Origin of the sequence: Arthrobacter sp. 49Tsu3.1M3, from assembly GCF_900168135.1 — a bacterium.
Taxonomy (GTDB): domain Bacteria; phylum Actinomycetota; class Actinomycetes; order Actinomycetales; family Micrococcaceae; genus Arthrobacter.
Genome location: NZ_FUZD01000024.1, coordinates 1 through 22,822, shown reverse-complemented (window position 1 = coordinate 22,822; position 22,822 = coordinate 1). Strand labels below are relative to the sequence as shown.

Below are 22,822 nucleotides of genomic sequence, written 5' to 3'. Positions count from 1 at the left end.
AGAGTCTGTATCTGCTTGAAAGGACCGCCGCATGATCAGTCTGGCCCAGCTGCACAGCCAACTCGGCAGCGATCTTCGCCCGGCCGCCGGTGGTCCGGTGGCCGTGCGGCAGATCTCGGGTGTCCACATCTCCGAGCTCGACGATCCCACGCCATATCTGGAAGGTGGCGAGCTCCTGCTCACCACGGGCATCCCCGTCTCGGGCGGAAACGCCAAAGTGCAGGCTTATGTCAGGCGCCTCGTGGAGCGCAACATTGCAGCCTTGGGGCTTGGCCTGGGCGCCGGCGTGGATGACGTGCCGCCCGCGTTGATTGCCGCCTGCGCATCGGAGGGGCTGGAGTTGCTGGTGGTGCCCGACGGCACGCCGTTCATGAACGTCTCCCGCGCCTATTGGGACCTCGTGGGCCGGGAAGGCCAGGCGGACCTGACCGCCAGTCTCGGCACGCAGACGGCGCTGGCCCGTGCGGCGACGCAGCCGGATGCGCTCCCTTCGGTGGTCAAGGCGCTGGCCCGGGCTCTGGGCGGCTGGGTGGCGTACCTGCCGGCCGACAACGGGGCGGAAACGCTGTGGCCGGCGGACAACCACACGATGGTGGAGCAGCTGCGCAGGGAGACCTCGCGGCTTGACATGGCCGTGACGCATTCAGCCTCCACCTTCCAGATCCACGGCACTGACGTCGTCGAGTATCCGGTGCTGGTCGGGCGGCGGGCGGTCGGGTTCCTGGCCATCGGTGCCGGTCGCAAACTGACGCGGGCCGACCGGCAGGTCATCATGACGGTGTGCGTACTGCTCTCGCTCAAGGCCGCCCAGCAGCAGGAGAGCGACGCTACCGCCGCCGCGCTCCGCTCGGCCGTGACCAAGCTTTTTCTCACCGGACATGTTGACGCCGGCCGTGCCCTGGCCCCGGATCTGGGCATCGGCGCGCCCACTGGGCCAGTCCGGGTCCTGGTGGTAAGCGGCGAAACAGATGCCGCGGCGGCTTCGGCGGAGCTGGAAGCGAGGCTGCGGTCCGGCGCCGGCTGGACCGGCTGGCCGCAGGCCGCAGGCCGCCGGTGCCCTGCGATCCTGCCGCCTGCGCCATGTGGCCGGGGGCCTGAGCTATTACCTGCTGGACGCGGAGCACGACGACGCCGGCACGTCCGGCAACGCTGCAGGCGCCACCCCGGCGGACCCCACCGACGTCGCCGCCGGCACGTCGGGCAAGCTCGCTGCGGTGCTGAGCCGGCCGATGCCGCTGGAACGTGTCCACGATGAGGCCGGTCAACTGGCCGCCATGGTGCGTGCGCTGGAGGCCGGGCAGATGGTCGAGGTCCCCGCCGGGGCGCTGGACCCGCGGGCCCAAGGCTGGGTGGCGGCACTGCGCGGGTACCAGCGCGCGGACCTGATCGGCACCGTACGCGCTTACCTGCGGCACCGGGGCCAGTGGGAGGGCGCTGCCCGTGAGTTGGGGATCCACCGGAACTCGCTGCGCCACCGGATGGGAATTGCCGCCGGATTATTGCACGCGGATCCGGACGATCCCGATGTCGCGGCTAACCTGTGGCTGGCACTGCGCTGGCTGTAGCGCCGTCGCGGTCGACGCTGGCTGCGCTGGCTGTAGCGCCGTCGGCCAGCCACGCCCGGACGCCGTCGTTGTGTTCGCCCAGCGACGGCGGGGCCGCCACGGGCGCCGGGAACGCCGGCGTCCAGGTAATGGGATGGCGGATCTGCCGCCCGGCGGACTGGCCCGCCGCATTGCGGACCTCGATGGTCGGTTCAAGGCCCAGCGACTCGGCATAGTCCAGCCCCTCATCTATGCCGGCCACATGGCCGGCCGGGACGCCGGCGTCGATGAGCTTGTCCTGCCAGATGAGGGCCGAAGAGGCGGACAGGGCATCCTCCAGCAGGGGCACCAGTTCCGTGCGGTGTTCCACGCGGGCGTTGTTGGTGGCAAAGCGCGGGTCACGGGCCAGCCCGGCAACGCCCAGGACCTGGGTCAGCTTGGCGAACTGTCCGTCGTTGCCGCAGGCCACGGCCAGCGGCGCATCCGCACACTCGAGCAACTGGTACGGCACGATCGAAGGATGGGCGCTGCCCATGCGGTGCGGCACCTTGCCCGCGCCCAGGAACGACTGGCCCTGGTTGGCCAGCGCGCCCTGCAGGCTGGAGAGCAGGTTGAGCTCCAGATAGGCCCCGCGGCCCGAGACGTTCCTGGCTGCCAGGGCTGCAAGAACGCCAATCGTGGTGTCCTTGGCCGTCAGGACGTCGACCAGGGCGACGCCGGCCTTGGTGGGGCTGCCGTCTTTTTCGCCGGTAATGCTCATCAGCCCGCCCAGGGCCTGGACGATGAAGTCATAACCCATCAGGTTGGCTCCGCGGGCGCTGCCAAACCCGGTGATCGAGGCATAGATCAAACCGGGGTTCTCAGCGGAGAGCTCCGCATAGCCCAGGCCCAGCTTTGCCATGCCACCGGGCTTGAAGTTTTCCACCAGGACATCGGCGCGCAGGGCCAGCTCCCTGGCCAGCTGCAGATCGCCGGGGTCGGCAAGGTCCAGGCAGACCGATTCCTTGTTGCGGTTCGCGCTCTCAAAGTAGGTGGCCCCGGTAGGGGAGAACGGCGGTCCCCAACTGCGGGTGTCATCGCCGGTGCCGGGGCGTTCCACCTTGATCACGCGGGCGCCCAGATCGGCCAGCGTCATGGTGGCCAGCGGGCCGGCCAGGACGCGGGAGAAATCGGCCACCAGCAGGCCGGACAACGGTCCGGCGGGCGTGTCCCTGGTCTCTTGGGCAGCGTCCCGCCCGGCGGAACCGGGCTGCGGGCCGGGCATCGAAGTCATGGGGATTCCCTTCGTGGATTGCCCGCGGCACATCGCCGTGCCCCGGATACCTGATCAAGGATTCGAAGCCTAACAAGGCGCAACCGGCCCATCATTGGATTAACCATCCAGGTCTTAGCCGTTCCGCACAATCACCCTCCGGCCGCGCATGGGACCAGCCGGGCCATGACGGGGCCGATAGAGTGACGCTATGGAAGCAGATCCTCCGGTTCGGACCCGCCCGGAACGCAGTTGGCCACGGGCGGTGCGGTGAGCCAGGAACCAGCCGCCCCCGCACAATCGCGCGGCGCCCGGGCCGCCGTGTTCGCCCAGCTGACCGGCGCAGGCAGATCCGAGCAGGTGGCCCAACGGCTGACCGACGCCATTCTGTTGGGCGTGCTGGCTCCCGGCGACCGGCTGCCCAGCGAGGCAGAGCTGGCCAAGCGGTTTGGCGTGGCTTTGGTGACGGCGCGCGACGGCCTGGGGGCTGTCCGTGAGGCCGGGCTGGTGGAGACCCGGCGCGGCCGCGAGGGCGGCAGCTTTGTGCTGGCCACCGAGCAAACGCCGGAGAGGCTCCTGCAGGCCCGGCTGCGCGGGCTCTCGCACGTGGAGATTGCCGACCTCGCCGTCTATTTTGGGATGCTGGCCGCCGGCTGCGCAGAACGGGCAGCCGAGCTGGCGTCCACCGATGAAGCCCAGCGGCTGACGGACTGGCTTCAGGGGGCCGACTTCGGTTCCGCAAGCGACTCCGGTCGGAATGCCGGGGGTTTCTACCTCGAAATTGCCGTGATCAGCCAGTCGCCGCGGCTGGTGCGCGAGCAGATCCGCCTGCAGGCGGAGTTTGGCCCCATGCTGTGGCTGTGCCTGACTGACCCCGCCATGCGGGCGCGGGTCTACGCGCAAAACCAGCGCACCGCCGAGGCGATCGCCGCCCACGACGCCGCCGGTGCCCGCGCCGCGGTCCGGGCACAGATCAGCGACCTTTCCGTCTGGCTGTTGGCAGCCAAGGAACGGCTTGAGCAAGGAGCAACAGCCGATGGCTGAGAACCACATTGCGGATCCACTCCAGGCCCGGGCGCGGGACTGTGCCGCGGCCATCGGCGCGCTCTTCAACGGCGTCTTCGACACCCTGCAGCGGTGGCGGAGCCTGGTCGAGGCCTCAACCGCCTGGGGTGCGGGAGACATTGACCCTGCCGTGTATGCGATGGTCAAGCCGGAGTTGACGGCCGCCGACCCGATGCTGATCGGCGCCGGATTCATCGCGGCGCCGGGGGTGGTGCGGGGCAAGGGCCTCCATTTCGCCTGGTGGCTGGGCCCCCTGGAAGACAACCCGATCCTGGGCACCACCACGGAACCGAGCCAGCTGGATCTGGCCTCGCGCGACTACGCCGACTATCTTCGTGACCTCAGCGCGCTCGAGTGGTACCGGGTGCCCGAAGCCACGGGGGCCCGCCACATCACGGGCCCGTATGTCGACCACTTGTGCACGTGCGACTACATCCTCACGCTCACCGCGCCCGTCACCGTCGGCGGGACCATGGCGGGAGTGGTGGGCGCAGACCTCCTGGTGCGCCGGCTGGAGCGGGACGCCTTGCCGCTGATGCGCGCCGTGGGGGCTCCGGCGGTGTTGTTGAGCGCCGCGGGAAGGGTGGTTGTCTCCACCGATCCGTCGCTCCCCGTGGGGACGCTAGCGGCCCCGGATGCCGCCCCGGCTGCCGGTCCGGGCCTGCGCGGTGCCTTTGCCTGCCCCGGCACCAACCTGAAGATCATGGTGGAAAAAGTCCCCTAAATTAAACATCCCATTTCAGATGAATAAGGTGTAGTCTCACCATGTGGCCGTGAACCAGGTCACATGGTGGCGTGGTCCGAGGCGAGGCCCGGCCCACCCAATTCACTGAAGGGAACCTCATGAGCGTGCGGAAATTGCGGAACTTCGTCGGCGGCCAGTTTGTTGACTCGGCCGCCACAAGCCGGCTGGAGATCCACAATCCGGCCACCGAAGAGGTCATCGCCACAACACCCGTTTCCACCGCCGCCGACGTTGCTGCCGCGTACGCTGCAGCCGCTGCAGCGTTTGAAATCTGGAGCGAAACCACGCCGGCGGAGCGCCAGCGGGCGCTGCTGCACATTGCCGACGCTGTCGAGGCCCGGGCCGAGGAGCTGGCCGACCTCGAGTGCGCCGATACCGGCAAGCCCCGCGCCGGGATTGTTCCGGATGAGATCGACGTGCTGGTGGACCAGATCCGCTTCTTTGCCGGCGCAGCCCGGACGCTGGAAGGCCGGGCCACCGCCGAGTACCTGGCGGACCACAGTTCCTCGATCCGGCGCGAGCCGATCGGCGTCGTCGGCCAGGTGGCTCCGTGGAACTACCCGCTGATGATGGCAGCGTGGAAGGTCATTCCCGCGCTTGCGGCCGGCAACACCGTAGTTCTCAAGCCGTCCGATTCCACGCCGAGCTCCACCCTGCTGTTTGCCGAGCTGGCCAGCGAATTCCTCCCCGCGGGCGCGTTCAATGTGGTGCTGGGCGACCGAGAGACCGGCAAGGCGCTGGTGGCGGACGAGGCTCCGGAAATGGTGTCCATCACCGGAAGCGTGCGGGCCGGCATGGAGGTGGCCGGAGCAGCGGCCGCCGATGTCAAACGCGTGCACCTGGAGTTGGGCGGCAAGGCTCCGGTCATTGTGTTCGACGACGTCGATATCGCCACCGCGGTGGCGGGCATCGTCCCGGCGTCCTTCTACAACGCGGGCCAGGACTGCACCGCGGCCACGCGGCTGCTGGTGCACGAAGACATCCACGATGAGTTCGTGGCTGCTTTTGCCGAGGAAGTGCGGCAGAACGCCAGGACCGGCGGTCCCGCCGAGGAAGGAATCCTGTACGGCGCGCTCAGCAGCGCCGACCATCTCCAGCGCGTGGCCGGATTCCTGGCACGCCTGCCGGAGCACGCCACGGTTGAAGTTGGCGGCAAGCGCCACGGCGGCGTGGGGTACTTCCACGAGGCCACCGTGGTGTCCGGACTGAACCAGGACGACGAGCTCATCCAGAGCGAGGTGTTCGGGCCGATCGTCACGGTGCAGAAGTTCGCCACGGACGCCGAGGCCCTGGCGCTGGCCAACGATGTGGACTACGGGCTGGCGTCCTCGGTGTGGACCAGGGACCACACGCGGGCCATGCAGTTCGCCAAGCGCCTGGATTTCGGCTGCGTCTGGATCAACACACACATCCCGCTGGTGGCCGAGATGCCGCACGGCGGATTCAAGCACTCCGGGTATGGCAAGGACCTGTCCATGTACGGGCTGGAGGACTACACCCGGATCAAGCACGTCATGAGCTATATCGGCTAGGCGGCGCCACCGCGACCGTCAGCACTTCCACTGGCAGCCCTGCCAGCACCTACTCCGGCATCTCCCGCCGGCACCCCACCAGAATCTCCCGCCAAAGTCGTCGGAAGGAAACCATGTCCACCGAACCCCGCAGCACCGCCGAGCTCAACGACAGTGAACATCTTGCCGTCCTGGGCTACCAGGATTCCTTTGACCGGTCCATGTCCTTGTGGGCCAATTTCGCCCTCGGATTCACTTACCTTTCGCCGCTGGTGGGGGTGTACTCCCTCTTCGCCGTCGCCATGGCGGCCGGCGGCCCGCCGTCGGTCTTCTGGATCTTCATCGTGGGCGCCGGGCAGATGCTGGTGGCACTGGTATTCGGCGAGGTGGTGTCGCAATATCCCATCCACGGCGGCATCTATCCCTGGACCAGGCGGCTCTGGGGCCGGCGCTATGCCTGGATGGCGGCCTGGGTCTACATCTGGGCCATGATTGTCACCATCACCGCGGTGGCCGAATTTGGCAGCGGTTTCCTGGCCAGCCTGTTCGGAATTGAGCTGAACCGGGAAAGCACGCTTGGCTTGTCGGTACTGCTCCTGCTGGTGGCCCTGGTCTTGAACTTCACCGGCACCAAGACGATGGCCCGGGTGGCCCGGATCGGGCTGGCGGCCGAGCTGATCGGCGTGATCGCCGTCGGCCTGTATCTGCTGATTTTCCAGCGCAAGCAGAGCTTCGGCGTGTTCTTCGACTCGATGGGCGTGCAGGGAGACGGCAGCTACCTGAACGCCTTCATGGGAGCCGCCCTGGCCGGTCTCTTCCTCTTCTATGGCTTTGAAGCCTGCGGCGACGTGGCGGAGGAGGTCGCCAACCCGGCCCGGCGGATCCCGCGCGCCATGATGATGACCATTGTGGTGGGCGGAGTTTCCGCGCTGTTCTCCTTCGGCGGCTATGTGCTGGCCGCGCCGAACCTGCAGGAGATCGTCAACGGCCAGGACACAGACCCGATTCCCGCCATTCTGGAGTCGGCCCTCGGCGCGGTGGGGGCCAAGATCTTCCTGATCGTTGCGATCACGGCGTTCCTGTCCTGCGTGCTGAGCCTGCAGGCGGCAGCCAGCCGGCTGATCTTCTCCTTTGCCCGCGATGGCATGGTGCCCGGCCACCGCTGGCTGTCCAGGGTTTCCGGCACCGCCAAGGTTCCCGCGAACGCCCTGATCGTCGCCGCCAGCATCCCCCTGGCCATCTGCATCACCATCTATCTGGGATCGGATGAGCTGCTCACCCAGATCACCTCCTTTGCGGTACTGGGCATCTACATTGCCTTCCAGTCCGTGGTTCTGGCAGCCCTGCGCCAGCGGCTCAAGGGCTGGCGGCCGGCGGGGCCGTTCAGCCTGGGCGCCGCGGGGTTCGCGGTCAATGCCGCCGCCCTGGCCTACGGAATCTTTGCCATGGTGCTGCTGGCTTGGCCCGGCTCCACGGGCGTCTTTGTCACCGACTGGACCGTCCTGCTCGGCCTGGGCGTGGTGGCGGGCAGCGGACTTCTCTACCTCCTGCTGGCCCGCCCGGATGCCAAGTCCACGGCCCCGGCCGGCGACGCCATCGACGTCGCCGCGAAACTGCGCGCCGGAAGCACCCGGCAAGCAGTGGTCAACTAATGCGCCAAACGAAAGAGCAAAAGTGAAGAGTACCGAACGCGATGTTGTCATCATCGGCGCCGGCCCGACCGGGCTGAACGCCGCACGGGACCTGAAGGCGGCGGGCTTGACGGTTGCCGTGCTGGAGGCCCGCGACAGGGTTGGCGGCCGGACCTGGACCAGCATTATCGACGGCGCCATGCTGGAAATCGGCGGCCAGTGGATCTCGCCGGACCAGACGGCGCTCAAAGACCTCCTGGGTGAGCTGGGCCTGGAAACGTTCAGCCGGTACCGCGAGGGAAAGTCCGTCTACGTTGCCCCGGACGGCACCCGCAGCCTGTATGCCGGGGAGATGTTCCCGGTCTCCGAACGCACCGAGGCCGAAATGCGGCGGATGATCGGCATCCTGGATGAGCTGGCCGCCGAGATCGGCGCCGAGGAGCCGTGGGCGCACCCCCTGGCGCGCGAACTCGACACCGTCTCGCTGCACCACTGGATGCGCCAGCTCTCCGAGGACGAGGAGGCATGCGGCAACATCGGCCACTTCCTGGCCGGCGGCATGCTCACCAAGCCGGCGCACTCCTTCTCCGCGCTGCAGGCAGTGCTGATGGCGGCATCGGCGGGCTCGTTCTCAAACCTTGTGGACGAGGACCTGCTCCTGGACCAGCGCGTGGTGGGAGGGATGCAGCTCGTATCGGAGACCATCGCTGCCGCGCTGGGGGACGACGTCGTCCTCGATTCCCCGGTGCGGACCCTGCGCTGGAACGGCGACGGCGTCACCGCCGTCTCGGACCGGGCCACGGTGAACGCCCGGTACGCCATCATGGCGGTCCCGCCCAACCTGTACTCGCGGGTGAGCTTTGAACCTCCGCTGCCGCGCCGGCAGCACCAGATGCACCAGCACCAGTCGCTGGGTCTGGTCATCAAGGTGCACGCTGTCTACGAGACGCCGTTCTGGCGTGAAGAAGGCCTCTCCGGCACCTGTTTCAGCCCCGACCTGGTGGTCCAGGAAATCTACGACAACACCAATCATGAGGATCCGCGCGGGACCCTGGTGGCCTTTGTGCCGGATGAGAAGGCGGACGCAATGTTTGCGCTCGAGGCCCCCGAGCGCCGCCGGGCCATCCTGTCGGCCATGGCGGAGTCGTTGGGACCCAAGACCCTGGACCCGGTGGTGTACTACGAGTCCGACTGGGCCTCCGAGGAGTGGACCCGCGGCGCCTTCGCGGCCAGCTACGACCTGGGCGGGCTGCACCGCTACGGGGCGGACCAGCTCACCCCGGTGGGCCCCATTTACTGGGCGTCCTCGGATTTGGCGGCCGAGGGCTACCAACATGTGGATGGTGCGGTCCGGATGGGCCGGGCAACGGCTGCCAGGATCCTGGCCCGCGACGCCGCGGGCACGGACGCCGCGGGCACGGACGCCGCGGGCGCGGAGGCCGCCGCGTAGCACCCGCGCCGCCCGTCGTTGCTTGTGCGGGGGCTACGTTCCCTGGACGCGCTCCACGAACTGGGCAGTGCGCGCCACCAGCCCGTCGATCTGCCGCAGCACGACGGCGGCGGGGTCCGGGTTGATCTCGTTGGCCGGAGGCTCTACCCGCACATTGCGGCTGCAGAGGAAATCGGCGCAGATCAAGGTGCCCAGCGTGTTGCCGTTTCGGCCGGACTGCCCGGCGCGTTTGGCTACCCACAGCAGTACATCGTCTTTGGAGAACACGTCCCGGCACAGCTCGCAGAGCACGGAACGGTTCTTCTTGGCCCCACCTTCAGGGGCCCGGAGCATGATGCCGGCGGGCCCCTTCGGTCCCTGCACCACGAGGTAGCCGCGGAGTGGCATCTTGGCGTCCCGCCAGGCCAGGAAGTCAATTTGTTCCCAGTCCAGGGTGTCGAAGTTCTTGGGCAGATTAAGTTTGGCGGCTTCTGAGCGGCTCGCGTTGATGAAGGACGTGCGGATCTGCTGCGCGGTGATTTTTTGCATGACTGACACTTTCGAAAATCGGATGGCTCCGGCCAAAGCAGGCGTACAGCGCGCCAGGGCGGATGGTGGGCAGAAGACTGCCAGCCTGCGACTCCGGTGTGGGGCACGGCGTCTCGCGGGACTAGTCCGTGGTGGTTCGGGACTCCGCGGAAAGGGCCTGTGCGGGAAGGAACTATGCGGGCGGGGCTGGCAGGAGCGAGGGCGCGTTGCAGGCCACAGCGGCCACCCCGCTAACCGTGGCAGCAGTCATCGTCGCGATGTCCATGCTCACTTCCCCCGTCCCAACACGTCGCCGGTTCCGATTATCCGGCGAGCCAATCCTTGCAAAGCCCGGGATTTGTGTCCAGTCAACTGCTCTCCCGGCCACCCCAACGCGGGGTCACTTACGGTCCGTAAACGCCACCGTCATGGGCCGTAAGTGACCCCGCGTTGTTTTTGTGGTGACCCGATCGAGACAATTACGTTACTCAAACCTTTCTTAATTACACAAAGGATAGGCTAGCCTTACTTAGGTTTGGATCACATACCTAAGGAGTTCCGTGGCTTCCGCCCTCTTCACCCGTTCAGGCGGCCGGCCCGCCGGCCGCCGCACCTTTGGTAAAACCGCAGGGCGGGCAGCGGCACTCCTGGCCGCCGTCGCGCTGACCCTGACCGCCTGCTCCACCGGCCCGGCACGTTCGACGGCGACGGACGACCCCACCCAGCCGGTCAGCATCGCCTTCCCGGTCACCGTCAAGCACCTCTTCGGCGAGACCACCATCAAGGAACAGCCCAAGCGCGTGGTCACCGTTTCCTGGGTCAACGACGACGTTGCCATCGCCCTCGGGGTGGTGCCCGTAGGCGTCCCCAAGAACGAATGGGGCGGTAACGACAAGGGCTCCACGCCGTGGAAGGACGCCGCGCTGGCGAAGCTCGGCGCCGGCTTCGGCTCGGCGAAGGCCCCGGCCCAGTTCTCCGAGGCAGACGGCATCAACTTCACCGAGATCGCCAGGCTCAACCCGGACCTCATCCTCGGCGCCTACTCCGGGCTGACGGAGGAGGACTACAAGAAGCTCAGCGAGATCGCGCCGGTCGTTGCCCAGCCGGAAATCGCCTACGGCACCTCCTGGCAGGACTCCACCGCCATCATCGGCAAGGCCCTCGGCAAGGAGGCCGAAGCCGCAAAGCTGGTCGCCGACACCGAGGCCACCATCAAGGACAAGGTCTCCAAGTACCCGCAGATCGCCGGAACATCCTTCATCTACGGCAACCTGGAGCCGGACAAGAGCGACGGCGTCAACGTCTACACGGCCAACGACAACCGTCCGCGCTTCCTCAGCGAAATCGGCATGAAGCTCGCATCTGTTGTGGAGGAGAACTCCAAGGGCTCCAAGGAATTCTTCATCCCGTGGTCCGCCGAAAAGGCCAACGAGCTGAACTCGGACATCTTCGTGACCTGGGTGCCGGACGCGGCCACCACCGGCTCCATCAAGGCCGACCCCCTGCTGGGCCAGATCCCCGCGATCAAGAGCGGCGCCCTGGTCGCCGACTCGAACAACACGCTCACGCTGTCCATCTCCGCTTCCTCGCCGCTGAGCCTGCCCTGGTCGCTGGACACGTTCCTGCCGCAGCTGGCCGCCGCGGCGGACAAAGTCACCGCAGCGAAGTAACACCCTCCCATGACGAACAGTACGACGACGGCGCCCGCCACCAGTGCGCCCGGCGCACCCCCGGCCCCCACCGGGAGGAAAGCCCCCACAATGCAGGCCGCCTGGCTGCTTGCCGCCGCCGTCGTGCTTGTCCTGGTCTGTGCGGCGTCCCTGGCCGTCGGAGCCCGCGGGGTTCCCCTCGACACCGTCTGGCAAGCGCTGACGCAGTTCGACCCCGCCGACGGCAACCATGCCGTCATCCACGCCCGCATCCCCCGCGCCGTGCTGGGCCTGCTCGCCGGCGGCGCCCTCGGGCTGGCGGGCGCGGCCATGCAGGGCGTGGCCCGCAACCCGCTCGCCGACCCCGGCATCATCGGGGTCAACGCTGGCGCCGCCCTCGCCGTCGTCACCGGGATCTACGTCTTCGGTGTGTCGTCCCTGTCCGGCTACATCTGGTTCGCGTTTATCGGCTCCGCCGCGGCCGCCGTCGTCGTCTACCTGATCGCGTCACTCGGCAGGGAAGGCGCGACGCCGGTCAAACTGGCACTGGCCGGCGCGGCCCTGAGCGCGGGGCTGTATTCGCTAATGAACGTCGTCCTGGTCTCCAGCCAGGACACCCTGGACCGGTTCCGTTTCTGGCAGGTCGGCGGGATCGCCGGCAGGGACTGGTCGGTGGTGCTCCCCGGCCTGCCGTTCCTGGCCGCCGGGGCACTGATCGTCCTGTTCACCGGACGGATCCTTAACAGCCTGGCCCTCGGGGATGACATCGCCCGCGGGCTGGGCCAGCGCGTCGGCCTCGCCCGCGGCATTACCGCGCTGGGCATAGTGCTGCTTTGCGGCTCGGCCACGGCACTGGCCGGACCGATCGGATTCGTCGGCCTGGTGGTTCCGCACGCCGTCCGCTTCCTGACCGGCCCGGACTACCGCTGGATCCTGCCCTTCTCGCTGGTCCTGGCGCCCGTGCTGCTCCTGCTTTCGGACGTCGTGGGCCGCGTCATCCTGTTGCCCGGCGAAGTCCCCGCCGGGATCATGACCGCGCTCGTGGGCGCGCCTGTCTTCGTGTGGCTGATCCGGCGGGGCAAGGGGGCCGGACTGTGAGCAAGGCAGACCTCGCCAGCGTCAGGCGCGAGCTGGGGGAGAACGCCCCCGCGGAATGCGAACCGGCGGATCCCGCCGGCCCGGTCCGCGCCAAGGGGAGGCCACTGCGCTGTGCCTTGAAAAACCGTGTGTTGATGGGCCGGACGGCCCTCCTGGCCTTCGCCGTCGTTGTGCTCTTCGCCGTCAGCATCCTGCTGGGCAGCTACACCGTCACCGTCCCGGACTTCGTCAGGATTCTCACGGCCCACCTCACCGGTGGCGAGAGGATCCCCGGCGCCAGCTTCATCGTGATGGAAACCAAGCTGCCGCGGGCAGTTATCGGCACCATGATCGGCATTGCCTTCGGGCTCTCGGGCACCCTGTTCCAGACGATGCTGCGTAATCCGCTGGCCAGTCCCGACGTGATCGGCATCAGCTACGGGGCCAGCGCGGCCGCCGTCACCGCCATCGTCGTTTTCGGCGCGTCCGGAGCGGCGGTGTCCGGCGCGGCACTGTGCGGGGCCATGGCGGTAGCCGTGCTGATCTACACAATCTCGCGGACTGGTTCCCTCGGATCCGGCGGCGGCCATCACGCTAACGCAGCCGGAAGCCGGCTCATCCTGGCCGGCATCGGCATCGCCGCGGCACTGAACGCCGTGGTCAACTTCCTCATGACCCGGGCCGATATCCGCACCGCGGCCGAGGCCCTGATCTGGCTGAACGGATCCCTGAATTCCGCCAGCTGGGACCGTGCCGGAGTGCTGGCCCTCGCGCTGCTGGTCCTGGTGCCCGCCGCCGCCGTCCTCGCCGGCCCGCTGCGCATCCTGGAACTCGGAGACGACGCCGCCGCCGGACTCGGCATCCGGGTGGACATCACCCGGCTGGGCGTGGTGGCCGTTGCCGTCGCCCTCGCCGCCGTCGCCACTGCCGCCGCCGGGCCCGTGGCCTTCGTCGCCTTCCTGGCCGGCCCCATCGCGCGCCGCTTCACCGGCAAGGCCAGCCTCCCGGCCGGCGCGTTCGTCGGCGCCCTGATTGTCCTCGCCGCAGACTACTTCGCCGCCAACATCGCCCCCCTGCTGCTGGACGGCACCGTCCTTCCCGTCGGAGTGGTCACCGGCGCACTGGGAGCACCGTTCCTGCTGTGGCTCCTGGTCACAGCCAACCGAAAGGACGCCTGACATGGCAGTTCTCAACGCCAAGGACCTGACGCTGCAGTACGACCAGCGCCGGGTGGTGGAAGGCCTCACGGCGGAGATTCCCGAGGGGAAGGTGACAATGATCGTGGGCGCCAACGCCTGCGGCAAATCCACGCTCCTCCGCGGCCTGTCCAGGCTGCTGAAGCCGGCCGGCGGCACCGTGACCCTGGACGGCAAGGACATCCATTCCCGCCCGGCCAAGGAACTCGCCCGCATCCTCGGCCTGCTCCCGCAGCACTCCACCGCCCCCGACGGCATTCTGGTGCGGGACCTCGTGGGCCGCGGACGCTACCCGCACCAGGGCTTCTTCCGCAGCTGGAGCACGGATGACCATCTCGCTGTGCAGCGCGCACTGGAAGCCACCGAAACGCTCGAGCTCGCCGAACGCAACGTCGACGAACTCTCGGGCGGGCAGCGCCAGCGCGTCTGGATCGCGATGGCGCTGGCCCAGGAAACCGAGGTTCTGCTGCTCGACGAGCCCACCACCTACCTGGACCTGGCCCACCAGGTGGAGGTCCTGGACCTGATCACGGACCTGAACAGGCGCCGCGGCACCACCGTCGCAATCGTCCTGCACGACCTGAACCTGGCGGCCCGGTACGCGGACCACGTCATCGCCATGAAGGGCGGCCGGATCGTGGCCGAGGGCACCTCTGCCGACGTCGTCACCGAGGACCTGGTCCGTGACGTCTTCGGGCTGGACTCGCGGGTGCTGCCCGACCCCATTTCCGGCACGCCACTGATCATCCCGCTCGGCCGGCACCACGCAGACTTCCGAAAATCAGAAACAGCAACCCTGGAGTTGGTCCCATGAGGGCAGTTAACAGCAGTGCAACAGCCACTGAACCCATGACCCGGGCGTTCGACGTGACGGTCGCCGCGGTGCAGGAGCTCAGCCCCAACTTCCGCCGGATCACCTTCGGCGGCTACTCCCTGCGTGGCTTCGGCGTCCACGGCGAAACCCTGGACCTGCGCGTGAAGCTGATGATCCCGTCCCTTGCCTGGGACGGGACCCAGCTGCCGCTGCCGGTGTTCCACATGGAAAAGTCCGGCTGGTATCAGGAATGGCTGGCCACGGATCCCGCGATCCGTGGCTCCATGCGCACCTACACGGTGCGGCAGGAACGCCTCGACTCCGTGTATCCGGAGATCGACGTCGACTTTGTCATGCACTTCGACGCCGCCGGAAACGGCGGACCCGCCGCGAACTGGGCCCTGAACGCCAGGCCCGGCGACGCCCTCACCCTCATTGGACCCAACAACCGTGCCGCGCACTGTGTCACAGCGGAGACCTACTCCGGCATCGAATGGCGGCCGGGCCTGGCCCAGCGTGTACTGCTTGCCGGTGACGAGACCGCTGTCCCGGCCATCAGCGCCATCCTGGAAAGCCTCCCGTCGTACATCAGCGGACATGCGTTCCTGGAGGTCCCCGAGCCCGGCGACTTCCTGGACCTGAGGTCCGACGCCGACGTCGAAATCACCTGGCTGGCACGCGGCGCCTCGATCGGCCGCTCGCGTCCGCACGGCGAACTCCTGCAGGAAGCCGTCCGCGCCGCCGTTCCCGAACCCGGCTGGGTGGGCATCAAGACCGCCGCCGGCGGGGCAGGGCCCGAACCCGATGACGTGAACGTGGACCAGGACATCCTCTGGGAGACCCCCGCCCGGATGGACGCCGCGGCAATCAGCGCCAGCCGGAACCCCGGCAAGCCCGCCGGGGCACTGCCGTTCTACGCCTGGATCGCCGGCGAAGCGGGCACCGTCAAGGAGCTGCGGCGGTACTTGGTGCGGGACGTGGGGATTGACCGGAAACAGGTCGCATTCATGGGGTACTGGCGGCAGGGGAAAGCCGAGCTGTAATCTTCGGCGTCGTGCCTCTTCCGGGCTTACGCCCGCAATCGCAGTTTTGCCGTCGCTTGCGGTTGCGGCTCAGCCTGCCGGTCATCTTCGGTTAACTCTCCCTTTCCCTGGCCGCTTTTCGCGGGGGTTAGTTTGGACGGATGGGTTCCATTCCTTTGCTTCCGGATCGAGGCGGGCGGCGGGTCTTCGTTGCCTTGGGGGATTCCTTCACCGAGGGCGTGGGGGACTACGATCCCCGCTTCCCCAACGGCGTGCGGGGCTGGGCAGACCGGGTTGCGGAGAAGCTGGCCAAGGCGCAGCCGGGGTGGGAGTACGCCAATCTGGCCATCCGCAGCAAACGGCTGCGCCACATCACCGGCGAACAGCTTGGTCCCGCCGTGGCCATGGAGCCGACCCTCGTCACGCTGTACGCGGGCGGCAACGACATCCTGGATTTCGGCACGGACATCGGGGCCCTCATGCGGGACTACGAGTCGCTGGTGGCTGCGCTCGCCGGCACGGGGGCAACGCTGGTGCTCTTCACCGGCTTCGACGTCAAGGTCTCCGCGCTGCTGGAGCCGCTGAAGAAACGTAACGCCTTCTATAACCGGCGCGTCCGCGAGATCGCCGGCCGCTACGGCGCCGTTCTGGTGGACTACTGGTGCTTCGACGCCTTCCATGACCCGCGGATGTGGGATTCGGACCGGCTGCATATGTCCAAGGCAGGCCACAAATACCTCGCCTCACAGGTCCTGGACCATCTCGGCGTGCCGCACAAGATCAAACGCAGGGAATGGGAACCGCCCGTGAAACCGGGCCTGCGGGAGTGGGAACGCCGGCAGCGCCGCTGGGTCCGCGACTGGGTATTACCGTTGTTCGGGCGGAAGCTCCGCGGCGTAACCCTCGGCGATCAGCTCCGGCCGCGCTGGCCAGAACCCGTGCGGGTCCCGCGCAAGGGCGGCCTGAAGAAACTGCTGCATGACCAGCGCGCCAGCGGCCAGTCCGGGGCCGGGTAGCCGCCGGGACTCAGCTGTCCAGCAGGTTTTCGTAGCCCGGAGCGACCCTGTTGGCGTGGAACTCCATGACCTCGAATTCAGCCACACCGTTGACGTAGAACGGGTCCTTGGCCAGGGCGGCGTCAAGGCTGGCCCGGTCCGCGTTCGAGAGCAACAGACCGCCGGTGCGGGGGATTTTGCGCCCCGCGACCATGAAGACGCCGTCGTCGAAGGCTGCCTGCAGCCACGTCACGTGCGCCGGAAGATGGAACTCCACAATGTCCTCGGGGACTTTGTATGTCAGGGAGACTACGTACATGCGGCCAGCCTACCGGTAGCCGGCCACTGACAGGCGGGAAGTTTTCCGGAAATGCCCGGCTGAAGTTGAATCGTCAAGCTTCCAGTCTCCTAGAATGTAGCCATGACCGAACCCCGCTGGCTCAACGCCGACGAACGCCGGGCCTGGCTGGCCCAGCTCAGCATCAACACCATGCTGCCGGCCGCCCTGGACACCCAGCTCCACGCCGCGGGCAAGCTTTCCCTGTTCGACTACAACGTGCTGGCGATGCTTTCCGAGGCCGAGGGGCGATTCCTGCCCATGAGTGAGCTCGCCGCGCGCACCAGCGCCTCCCTGTCCCGGCTCTCGCATGTGGTCACCAAGCTGCAGAACCGCGGCTGGCTGGAGCGCAGGCCGCACCCCGGCGACGCCCGCGTGACCACGGCCCACCTGACCGACGCCGGGATGCAGACGATCGTGAAACTCGCCCCGGGACATGTTGAGGCGGTCCGCTCACTGTTCCTCGATGCCCTGAGCCCCGAGGACGTCGCGGACCTGGCCCGGATCGGCGAAAAGATCGTGGCCCGACTCGACGACGACCACTGGATCCTGCGCGACAACTAAGCGCGACAGCCGAAGGCGCCGCAGTCCGACGTCGGGCCTCCCCGTCTTTGTTGCTCGCGGCAACTGCTGGCAGACTGGATCCATGGATTTCACGTCCCGCTACGTAGCCCTTGGAGACTCCTTTACGGAAGGCGTCGGCGACGACGACCCTACCCGGCCCAACGGCGTCCGGGGCTGGGCGGATCGGGTGGCAGAGGGGCTTGGCGCCGCGGATCCCGGCTTCGGGTACGCGAATCTTGCCATCCGCGGCCGGAAACTCCGGCAGATCCTGGCCGAACAGGTCGATGCCGCCGTCGCACTCAATCCCACCCTGGTCAGCATCTACGCTGGCGCCAACGACATCCTCCGGCCCAGGGTCGACATCGATGACCTGCTGGCCGAATACGACGCCGGGATCCGCAAGCTCAGGGCCACCGGCGCCACCGTGGTGATGTTCACCGGCTTCGACGCGCGGGGCTCCAAGATTTTCGGCACCATGCGCGGCCGTACGGCCATCTACAACGAACTGGTTCGCGGCATCGCCGGGGACCACGGCGCCCTGCTGGTCGACTACTGGCGTTTCAGCGAGTACTACGACTGGGGCATGTGGGCCACGGACCGGATGCACATGTCTGCCGCCGGCCACGCGAACATGGCCAAGCGCGTACTCACGGTGCTGGCACACGAGCACTCGATTGACGTCCCGCCCATGACGCCGGTTCCTGAGCTGAGCCGGGTGGACGCCCTCCGCGCGAATGCCCGGTGGGTCCGCGAATTCGCCGGCCCGTGGGTTGTCCGGCGCGTCACCGGCAAGTCGTCCGGCGACGGCCTGGAGCCGAAGTACGGGCAGCTGACCCATCTCTAGAACGGCACCCTAGGCGCGGAACCCCGGCGTCGCGAGCAGTTCCCCGTTGCGGCGGACGGCGAGGACATCGATCTCCCAACCGTCCGTGGCCCGGTGCAGCATCGCGGTCCCGCCGGCCACGATCGCCGTCGCGAGCACATCGGCGGTGACAATGTCTGCCGCAGCCACGGAGACCTGGGCGAACCCGGCGCCGGCGGAGCCCGCGGTCCGGCTTCCGGAGCCCGCTGTCCAGATATGGTCACCCCGCTCCGCCGAGCCCGACGTCGCAAGGGCGCACCGGGTGCCAGGTCCGCCCAGTTCGTAGGCGGCAATCAGCGCCGAGCGGTCCAGCGGGTCAACGACGCCGGCCGCCCACGAAGCTCCGCTGCCCGGAACGGGCGAGCCCATCACCAGCACGTCGCCGCCGGCATTCAGGCACCAATCGGTGATCCCGCGGCTCCGCAACGCCTCACCGGCCTGCCCGATCGCGTAGCCCTTGATAAGCCCCGAAAGGTCCAGCACGCCGTCGGGCCGTTCCGGGGAGAACGCGCCCTCCGTCCTCAGCCGCCAGCTGAGCGCCTCCGCGTAGCGGTCCCGCATCGCGGCGGATGAGTCCCGCAGGGAGAGCTCCCCGCGCGCCAGCCGGCTGGCCTCGGAGTCGGGACGGTACAGGCTGAACGTTTCGTCCAAGCCGGCAAAAACGCGCTCGACGGCGGCGCTTGCGGCATCGAGCCCGCCTTCCCCGCCCGCAGTTTCCGGGATGGCCCGCGCTGGAACGGTCAGGCTGATGACGGTGCCCATCGAGCCAAACGTCCTGGCCTGCAGGGCGGAGCCGCCGAGCTCAGAGGTTGGCTGCATCGAGGGCCGCCTGCAGGGAGTTCAAGTACGCCTCAGAAGTCACCGTGGCACCACTGATGGTCTGCACATCCGCGGACTGGGATTGGAGCACTTCGGCGCGCAGGAGCGGGGCGGCGCGGTTGCTGATCTGCACGGACTTTCGTTCAGCATCGGTCAGCTGCAGGGCCGTGACGTCGGTGATCTTTCCGGCTTGAACCGTGATTTGCACCTGGACGGAGCCGAACCGGGTCTGGACGACCGAGCCAGGGTAGGTCCCTACGGCCTTGGCCGAGGCCCCTGTGGTGCCCGCCCCCGACGCGCCGGAGGAGGCGGTTGAGTCGGACGTTCCGCTTGAGCTGGAGGTTCCGCTTGAGCCGGACGAACCTGTGGACCCGGTGGTCCCTGCCGCCGCGCTTGCGACGGGGCTGCCGGTATCGGCGACATGGATGCCGGACTGCCAGCCGGCGATGAGGATGCCGGCGGAGGCCAGGGCGGCTGAAACTGCTGCGCGGGTTCTCACCAGTCGAACCTTTCGTAGTGGATTTGGTCTTCCCGGACGCCGGCTGCGCGGGCGTCTTCAAGCACGTTGTGCGCCCAGGCGGAGGGGCCGCAGACGTACACGTCGGCGTCGGCGATCTTCGGGTCATAGCTGGCAAGGCGGTGGCCGGCACGGGCGGCGTGCTCCGGAAGCCAGGTCTGGATGCCGGCCGGGCGGGAGCCGGTCAAGTGGAAAAGCGTGGCGCCGCGGCGCCGGCAGAGGTCGAGGATCTCCTCGCCCAGGTAGAGCTCGGATTCACTGTGGCCGCGAAGAATGACAGTGGCGTTGCCGGGCTGGAATGGTGTGCTCTCCAGCAGGGCACGAACCGGCGTGATGCCAATCCCTGCTCCCACCATGACCACATGGTTGCGGCTCCGAGCGGACGTGCTGAATAGACCGTACGGGCCTTCCACTGCCACTTTGGTGCCGGGCTTCAGCGACGCCAGCTGGAATGACCCCTTGCCCAGGTTGCGGACGGTGATCCTCAGCGTGCCCCGGCCAGCGGCGTCGAAGTGGACGGGCTCGGCGGACAGGCTGAACGGATGCGGATGCCACCACAGGCCCGGAGCCAGGAACCGCCAGATAAAGAACCGGCCGCCACTGCCTGCCAGCTCGTCCAGTCGAAGGCCGGACATTTCAATGCTGACCACTCCGGGGGCCACCCGCACCACGCGCTTGACGGTCAACTGGTGCCTGAATGTTGCCATTACAGGCTGGACCACCCGGTAGTAGAGGAGTGCGGCGCCGGTCGCGATGCAGAGGGCCAGCCAGTACCAGCGCTGCCAGGTGCCCTCGGCAAAGAGACCGCCCACACTGAACTGGTGGGGGAGCGAGGTCAGGACGGCCGCGTACGTCAGGAGGTGGACGGCGTACCAGAATTCGTAAGGGAACCGACGTCGGACGGCTACCAGGGATGTGACGACGACGGCGATGAACAGGAGCATGGAAATGTAGGCCAGCCACATGTCAGGCACAAGGACCCAGAGCGCAACCGACTCGTTGACGGGGTCCAGTCCTTCCGCCATGCCGTAGCCGATCGCAATCAGGAGTCCGTGCGCCAGCAGCAGGTAGAGGGCCGGTTTGCCCAGCTTGCGGTGAAACTCAAGGGCGCGGTCGTGGCCGACTGTCTGGTCGATGAGTGGGATTCGGGCCGCCAGCAGCAGCATGAGAAGCACCAGGTCCATGCCGGCGAGGCCGGCCACGATCCCCAGTGCGGTGAAGGAGCCGGCTGGAGTCGAGAAGCCGGCCATTCCGCCGCCGGCCAGCCACAAGGCGACCGCGCCGGCCAGCGACGCCCAGAAAAGGACCGTCAGCAGATCCGCTCTTAGCAACCGCCGGCGGTACTGCGCCCTGAAGGGGTTCACAGCGCCACCGGAGCTGCGGCGAATCCCGGGACGGTTCGTCAGAAGTTGTGTGTTCATGGATCCAGAATTGCCCCGCTGCCTATCATTTCGCTGTGAAAAGCCTTCGCCGGGCATATGACCTGGGATGGTCCCGGCCCTACGCCTGCACTGGCTGTGGGGCGCTTCCCCATACACCATTCAGCGACGGATTGGTCTTTAAATCGCCGAACTCGTAGACTTGGTAGGCGCTAGGTGGCGCGGAGCGTGCGCAATTGCTCCGGTTGGCAGGGCCCGTCTGAAAATCGACGGTCCTGGAGGCCGGTAGTTAGGGGCTCAAGTTGCGCGCATTCCTGTATTCGCCCAGCATCCCGGCACTTCGCCATGACGGTCCAACAGGCCGCCGGCGCCAGGTGCCCGTGGCCCACAATCTTCGCCGCAGTGAGGAACCAGACGGTTTGTGCCGTCTGCTGAATCCCGCGGACAACGACGGTTGGGGGAGGGAGCCGGATGCGGACGCCGCCCAACGCACGGTCAACGGGAACTCCGTTAGCCGTTTCATTTATTTTTTGAGGAGAGTCGTCATGGCAGCACACTGCCAGGTGACCGGAGCCGAGCCGGGCTTTGGACACAGCATTTCGCACTCGCACCGTCGCAACAAGCGCCGGTTCGACCCGAACATCCAGAAGAAGCGCTACTGGGTTCCGTCCCTGCGCCGCAATGTCACCCTGCAGGTCTCTGCGCGTGGCATCAAGACCATCGACGTACGCGGCATTGACGTTGTCGTCGCCGCCATCCTGGCACGAGGAGTGAAGCTCTAATGGCAAAGGATAAGGACGTACGTCCGATCATCAAGCTGAAGTCGACCGCGGGCACGGGCTACACCTACGTGACGCGCAAGAACCGTCGTAACGACCCGGACCGTCTGGTCCTGAAGAAGTACGACCCGAAAATCCGCCAGCACGTCGAATTCCGAGAGGAGCGCTAAACACATGGCTAAGAAGTCAATGATCGCTAAGAACGAACAGCGTAAAGTCATCGTCGAGCGTTACGCTGCAAAGCGCCTCGAACTGAAGAAGGCTCTGGTTGATCCCAACTCAACCGACGAAGTACGCGAAGCTGCTCGCCTCGGCCTGCAGAAGCTGCCCCGCAACGCCTCACCGGTACGTCTGCGTAACCGCGACATCATCGATGGCCGTCCGCGCGGTACCTTCCAGAAGTTCGGCATCTCCCGTGTTCGCTTCCGCGACATGGCTCACCGCGGTGAGCTCCCGGGCATCACGAAGTCTTCCTGGTAATTCAGTACTCCTGAAGCCAGTGGCTTGAAGAAGGGCCGGCAACCATTTGGTTGCCGGCCCTTCTCGCGTTTAAGGCCTTGGCTTTCACGCCCCAGCTGCTCCGCGCCGCTCCCTGCCGCGGTGACGCACCACACAGGGCTGGCTTACGACGCCGGCGGCACTGGTTGGGTGGGTTTTGGGTTGTGGTGGCGGGGTTTTTGGGTGGTGGGGTGGGTGTGGGGGGTGGAGTTGCGGTGGGGGCGTGGTGGGTGTATTGTTTTCTAAGTCGCCGCGAGGGAGACCAGCGGAAATGCTGGGAACCGGAGGCGGCCAATCCCCTAAATTTCAAGACCGGATCTGGTCGGCGTTTTGTGCGCTCCGGGTTCGGGTGGGGCGGGTCGGATGGTTTGCGGGTCGCGGAGACGCTGATTTGCAAAGCGGTCCGGACTCGGGTAAGTTTGAAAAGTTGCTCCGGAGCGATCCTCGACCGAGATGGTTGTGGTGGTGCCGGGTGTGTCTGTTGTTTGAGAACTCAATAGTGTGCCAAGTTTGTTGATACCAATTTATTGTATTGAATTGGTTGAATTTGCCGGGCCCGCCACCCCGTGGTGTGGTCTGGTGTTTTTGGCTGGTTTCAAATTTTGTGCA

At 67.2% G+C, this 22,822-nt stretch carries 24 protein-coding genes; 18 read left to right on the top strand and 6 right to left on the bottom strand.

The features are described 5' to 3' along the window. Window positions 1-31: 31 nt before the first annotated feature. On the top strand, window positions 32-1,255 hold the full coding sequence (locus B5X90_RS18530; RefSeq protein WP_079555395.1) for a PucR family transcriptional regulator ligand-binding domain-containing protein: 1,224 nt from the start codon (window positions 32-34) through the stop codon (window positions 1,253-1,255). After that, window positions 1,230-1,565 carry a helix-turn-helix domain-containing protein gene (locus tag B5X90_RS18525; RefSeq protein ID WP_218670212.1) on the top strand — a complete coding sequence of 112 codons (336 nt, stop codon included), beginning with the start codon at window positions 1,230-1,232 and terminating at the stop codon, window positions 1,563-1,565. The genes B5X90_RS18530 and B5X90_RS18525 overlap by 26 nt, the downstream gene beginning before the upstream one ends. Here B5X90_RS18525 and B5X90_RS18520 read toward each other — a convergent pair. After that, on the bottom strand, window positions 1,534-2,817 hold the full coding sequence (locus tag B5X90_RS18520; RefSeq protein ID WP_372702898.1) for a CaiB/BaiF CoA transferase family protein: 1,284 nt from the start codon (window positions 2,815-2,817) through the stop codon (window positions 1,534-1,536). The two genes, B5X90_RS18525 and B5X90_RS18520, sit on opposite strands and share 32 nt — an antisense overlap. Before the next feature lie 249 nt (window positions 2,818-3,066). Between B5X90_RS18520 and B5X90_RS18515 the strand changes: the two genes are divergently transcribed. From B5X90_RS18515 to B5X90_RS18495, 5 genes are all read left to right on the top strand, one after another. Next, window positions 3,067-3,840, top strand: a complete 774-nt coding sequence (locus tag B5X90_RS18515; RefSeq protein WP_143264812.1) for a FadR/GntR family transcriptional regulator — start codon at window positions 3,067-3,069, stop codon at window positions 3,838-3,840. Beyond that, window positions 3,833-4,585: a cache domain-containing protein gene (locus tag B5X90_RS18510; RefSeq protein WP_079555393.1), complete on the top strand. Its 753-nt coding sequence runs from the start codon at window positions 3,833-3,835 to the stop codon at window positions 4,583-4,585. The genes B5X90_RS18515 and B5X90_RS18510 overlap by 8 nt, the downstream gene beginning before the upstream one ends. Before the next feature lie 119 nt (window positions 4,586-4,704). After that, window positions 4,705-6,138, top strand: coding sequence for an aminobutyraldehyde dehydrogenase (locus B5X90_RS18505; protein ID WP_079555392.1), 1,434 nt, complete (start codon window positions 4,705-4,707; stop codon window positions 6,136-6,138). Window positions 6,139-6,251: 113 nt separating this feature from the next. Next, on the top strand, window positions 6,252-7,769 hold the full coding sequence (locus B5X90_RS18500; protein ID WP_079555391.1) for an APC family permease: 1,518 nt from the start codon (window positions 6,252-6,254) through the stop codon (window positions 7,767-7,769). Continuing rightward, window positions 7,681-9,198, top strand: a complete 1,518-nt coding sequence (locus B5X90_RS18495) for a flavin monoamine oxidase family protein (RefSeq protein WP_372702897.1) — start codon at window positions 7,681-7,683, stop codon at window positions 9,196-9,198. The genes B5X90_RS18500 and B5X90_RS18495 overlap by 89 nt, the downstream gene beginning before the upstream one ends. Window positions 9,199-9,231: 33 nt before the next feature. Here B5X90_RS18495 and B5X90_RS18490 read toward each other — a convergent pair whose 3' ends face one another. Beyond that, the gene (locus B5X90_RS18490; protein ID WP_079555389.1) at window positions 9,232-9,726 is read right to left on the bottom strand and encodes an FBP domain-containing protein; all 495 of its coding nucleotides are present in this window, start codon (window positions 9,724-9,726) and stop codon (window positions 9,232-9,234) included. A gap of 539 nt (window positions 9,727-10,265) precedes the next feature. On the opposite strand from B5X90_RS18490, the gene B5X90_RS18485 reads away from it, so the two are divergent. The 6 genes from B5X90_RS18485 to B5X90_RS18460 all read left to right on the top strand — a co-directional run bounded on the left by B5X90_RS18485 (window position 10,266) and on the right by B5X90_RS18460 (window position 16,479). Next, a complete protein-coding gene (locus tag B5X90_RS18485; RefSeq protein ID WP_079555388.1) occupies window positions 10,266-11,375 on the top strand; it encodes an iron-siderophore ABC transporter substrate-binding protein in 1,110 nt (369 codons plus the stop codon). A gap of 9 nt (window positions 11,376-11,384) precedes the next feature. Continuing rightward, window positions 11,385-12,452: a FecCD family ABC transporter permease gene (locus B5X90_RS18480; RefSeq protein WP_079555387.1), complete on the top strand. Its 1,068-nt coding sequence runs from the start codon at window positions 11,385-11,387 to the stop codon at window positions 12,450-12,452. 134 nt (window positions 12,453-12,586) lie between these two features. Further along, window positions 12,587-13,609: a FecCD family ABC transporter permease gene (locus B5X90_RS18475; protein ID WP_143264815.1), complete on the top strand. Its 1,023-nt coding sequence runs from the start codon at window positions 12,587-12,589 to the stop codon at window positions 13,607-13,609. 1 nt (window position 13,610) lies between these two features. Then, window positions 13,611-14,441: an ABC transporter ATP-binding protein gene (locus tag B5X90_RS18470; protein WP_079555386.1), complete on the top strand. Its 831-nt coding sequence runs from the start codon at window positions 13,611-13,613 to the stop codon at window positions 14,439-14,441. Beyond that, the gene (locus B5X90_RS18465; protein WP_079555385.1) at window positions 14,438-15,484 is read left to right on the top strand and encodes a siderophore-interacting protein; all 1,047 of its coding nucleotides are present in this window, start codon (window positions 14,438-14,440) and stop codon (window positions 15,482-15,484) included. The genes B5X90_RS18470 and B5X90_RS18465 overlap by 4 nt, the downstream gene beginning before the upstream one ends. A 140-nt stretch (window positions 15,485-15,624) precedes the next feature. After that, window positions 15,625-16,479 carry an SGNH/GDSL hydrolase family protein gene (locus B5X90_RS18460; protein ID WP_079555384.1) on the top strand — a complete coding sequence of 285 codons (855 nt, stop codon included), beginning with the start codon at window positions 15,625-15,627 and terminating at the stop codon, window positions 16,477-16,479. Window positions 16,480-16,489: 10 nt separating this feature from the next. On the opposite strand, the gene B5X90_RS18455 is transcribed toward B5X90_RS18460, so the two are convergent. Further along, on the bottom strand, window positions 16,490-16,777 hold the full coding sequence (locus B5X90_RS18455; RefSeq protein WP_018776102.1) for a YciI family protein: 288 nt from the start codon (window positions 16,775-16,777) through the stop codon (window positions 16,490-16,492). A 102-nt stretch (window positions 16,778-16,879) separates the two neighbouring features. Here B5X90_RS18455 and B5X90_RS18450 point away from each other — a divergent pair, with 102 nt between their 5' ends. Beyond that, window positions 16,880-17,359, top strand: a complete 480-nt coding sequence (locus tag B5X90_RS18450; RefSeq protein ID WP_079555383.1) for a MarR family winged helix-turn-helix transcriptional regulator — start codon at window positions 16,880-16,882, stop codon at window positions 17,357-17,359. Between the two features lie 82 nt (window positions 17,360-17,441). Beyond that, entirely contained in the window at window positions 17,442-18,203 is a 762-nt protein-coding gene (locus B5X90_RS18445; RefSeq protein WP_079555382.1) for an SGNH/GDSL hydrolase family protein, read from the top strand. 9 nt (window positions 18,204-18,212) lie between these two features. Here the strand turns inward: B5X90_RS18445 and B5X90_RS18440 are convergent, their stop codons facing one another. Genes B5X90_RS18440 through B5X90_RS18430 form a run of 3 tightly spaced genes read right to left on the bottom strand, consistent with a single transcriptional unit; the run spans window position 18,213 to window position 20,978 of the window. Next, window positions 18,213-18,983 (bottom strand): FAD:protein FMN transferase, encoded by a 771-nt coding sequence (locus B5X90_RS18440; RefSeq protein WP_079555424.1) that lies wholly within the window; start codon window positions 18,981-18,983, stop codon window positions 18,213-18,215. A 40-nt stretch (window positions 18,984-19,023) separates the two neighbouring features. Beyond that, entirely contained in the window at window positions 19,024-19,539 is a 516-nt protein-coding gene (locus tag B5X90_RS18435) for an FMN-binding protein (protein WP_079555381.1), read from the bottom strand. Further along, entirely contained in the window at window positions 19,536-20,978 is a 1,443-nt protein-coding gene (locus B5X90_RS18430) for a ferredoxin reductase family protein (RefSeq protein ID WP_079555380.1), read from the bottom strand. The genes B5X90_RS18435 and B5X90_RS18430 overlap by 4 nt, the downstream gene beginning before the upstream one ends. A 503-nt stretch (window positions 20,979-21,481) precedes the next feature. On the opposite strand from B5X90_RS18430, the gene rpmB reads away from it, so the two are divergent. The 3 genes from rpmB to rpsN are packed head-to-tail and all read left to right on the top strand — an operon-like array spanning window position 21,482 to window position 22,195. Next, the gene (gene rpmB, locus B5X90_RS18425; RefSeq protein WP_011693744.1) at window positions 21,482-21,718 is read left to right on the top strand and encodes a 50S ribosomal protein L28; all 237 of its coding nucleotides are present in this window, start codon (window positions 21,482-21,484) and stop codon (window positions 21,716-21,718) included. Then, the gene (rpmG, locus tag B5X90_RS18420; RefSeq protein ID WP_003798558.1) at window positions 21,718-21,885 is read left to right on the top strand and encodes a 50S ribosomal protein L33; all 168 of its coding nucleotides are present in this window, start codon (window positions 21,718-21,720) and stop codon (window positions 21,883-21,885) included. Before rpmB ends, rpmG begins: the two co-directional genes overlap by 1 nt. Before the next feature lie 4 nt (window positions 21,886-21,889). Next, on the top strand, window positions 21,890-22,195 hold the full coding sequence (gene rpsN, locus B5X90_RS18415; RefSeq protein WP_026266887.1) for a 30S ribosomal protein S14: 306 nt from the start codon (window positions 21,890-21,892) through the stop codon (window positions 22,193-22,195). Window positions 22,196-22,822: the final 627 nt, after the last annotated feature.

Excerpts from the sequence above, each read along its gene's own strand:
- B5X90_RS18530 (WP_079555395.1), top strand. The coding sequence starts at position 32 with ATGATCAGTCTGGCCCAGCTGCACAGCCAACTCGGCAGCGATCTTCGC.
- B5X90_RS18525 (WP_218670212.1), top strand. The coding sequence starts at position 1,230 with ATGCCGCTGGAACGTGTCCACGATGAGGCCGGTCAACTGGCCGCCATG.
- B5X90_RS18520 (WP_372702898.1), bottom strand. The coding sequence starts at position 2,817 with ATGACTTCGATGCCCGGCCCGCAGCCCGGTTCCGCCGGGCGGGACGCT.
- B5X90_RS18510 (WP_079555393.1), top strand. The coding sequence starts at position 3,833 with ATGGCTGAGAACCACATTGCGGATCCACTCCAGGCCCGGGCGCGGGAC.
- B5X90_RS18505 (WP_079555392.1), top strand. The coding sequence starts at position 4,705 with ATGAGCGTGCGGAAATTGCGGAACTTCGTCGGCGGCCAGTTTGTTGAC.
- B5X90_RS18500 (WP_079555391.1), top strand. The coding sequence starts at position 6,252 with ATGTCCACCGAACCCCGCAGCACCGCCGAGCTCAACGACAGTGAACAT.
- B5X90_RS18495 (WP_372702897.1), top strand. The coding sequence starts at position 7,681 with ATGCCAAGTCCACGGCCCCGGCCGGCGACGCCATCGACGTCGCCGCGA.
- B5X90_RS18490 (WP_079555389.1), bottom strand. The coding sequence starts at position 9,726 with ATGCAAAAAATCACCGCGCAGCAGATCCGCACGTCCTTCATCAACGCG.
- B5X90_RS18480 (WP_079555387.1), top strand. The coding sequence starts at position 11,385 with ATGACGAACAGTACGACGACGGCGCCCGCCACCAGTGCGCCCGGCGCA.
- B5X90_RS18475 (WP_143264815.1), top strand. The coding sequence starts at position 12,587 with ATGGGCCGGACGGCCCTCCTGGCCTTCGCCGTCGTTGTGCTCTTCGCC.
- B5X90_RS18470 (WP_079555386.1), top strand. The coding sequence starts at position 13,611 with ATGGCAGTTCTCAACGCCAAGGACCTGACGCTGCAGTACGACCAGCGC.
- B5X90_RS18465 (WP_079555385.1), top strand. The coding sequence starts at position 14,438 with ATGAGGGCAGTTAACAGCAGTGCAACAGCCACTGAACCCATGACCCGG.
- B5X90_RS18460 (WP_079555384.1), top strand. The coding sequence starts at position 15,625 with ATGGGTTCCATTCCTTTGCTTCCGGATCGAGGCGGGCGGCGGGTCTTC.
- B5X90_RS18455 (WP_018776102.1), bottom strand. The coding sequence starts at position 16,777 with ATGTACGTAGTCTCCCTGACATACAAAGTCCCCGAGGACATTGTGGAG.
- B5X90_RS18450 (WP_079555383.1), top strand. The coding sequence starts at position 16,880 with ATGACCGAACCCCGCTGGCTCAACGCCGACGAACGCCGGGCCTGGCTG.
- B5X90_RS18445 (WP_079555382.1), top strand. The coding sequence starts at position 17,442 with ATGGATTTCACGTCCCGCTACGTAGCCCTTGGAGACTCCTTTACGGAA.
- B5X90_RS18440 (WP_079555424.1), bottom strand. The coding sequence starts at position 18,983 with ATGGGCACCGTCATCAGCCTGACCGTTCCAGCGCGGGCCATCCCGGAA.
- B5X90_RS18430 (WP_079555380.1), bottom strand. The coding sequence starts at position 20,978 with ATGAACACACAACTTCTGACGAACCGTCCCGGGATTCGCCGCAGCTCC.
- rpmB (WP_011693744.1), top strand. The coding sequence starts at position 21,482 with ATGGCAGCACACTGCCAGGTGACCGGAGCCGAGCCGGGCTTTGGACAC.
- rpmG (WP_003798558.1), top strand. The coding sequence starts at position 21,718 with ATGGCAAAGGATAAGGACGTACGTCCGATCATCAAGCTGAAGTCGACC.
- rpsN (WP_026266887.1), top strand. The coding sequence starts at position 21,890 with ATGGCTAAGAAGTCAATGATCGCTAAGAACGAACAGCGTAAAGTCATC.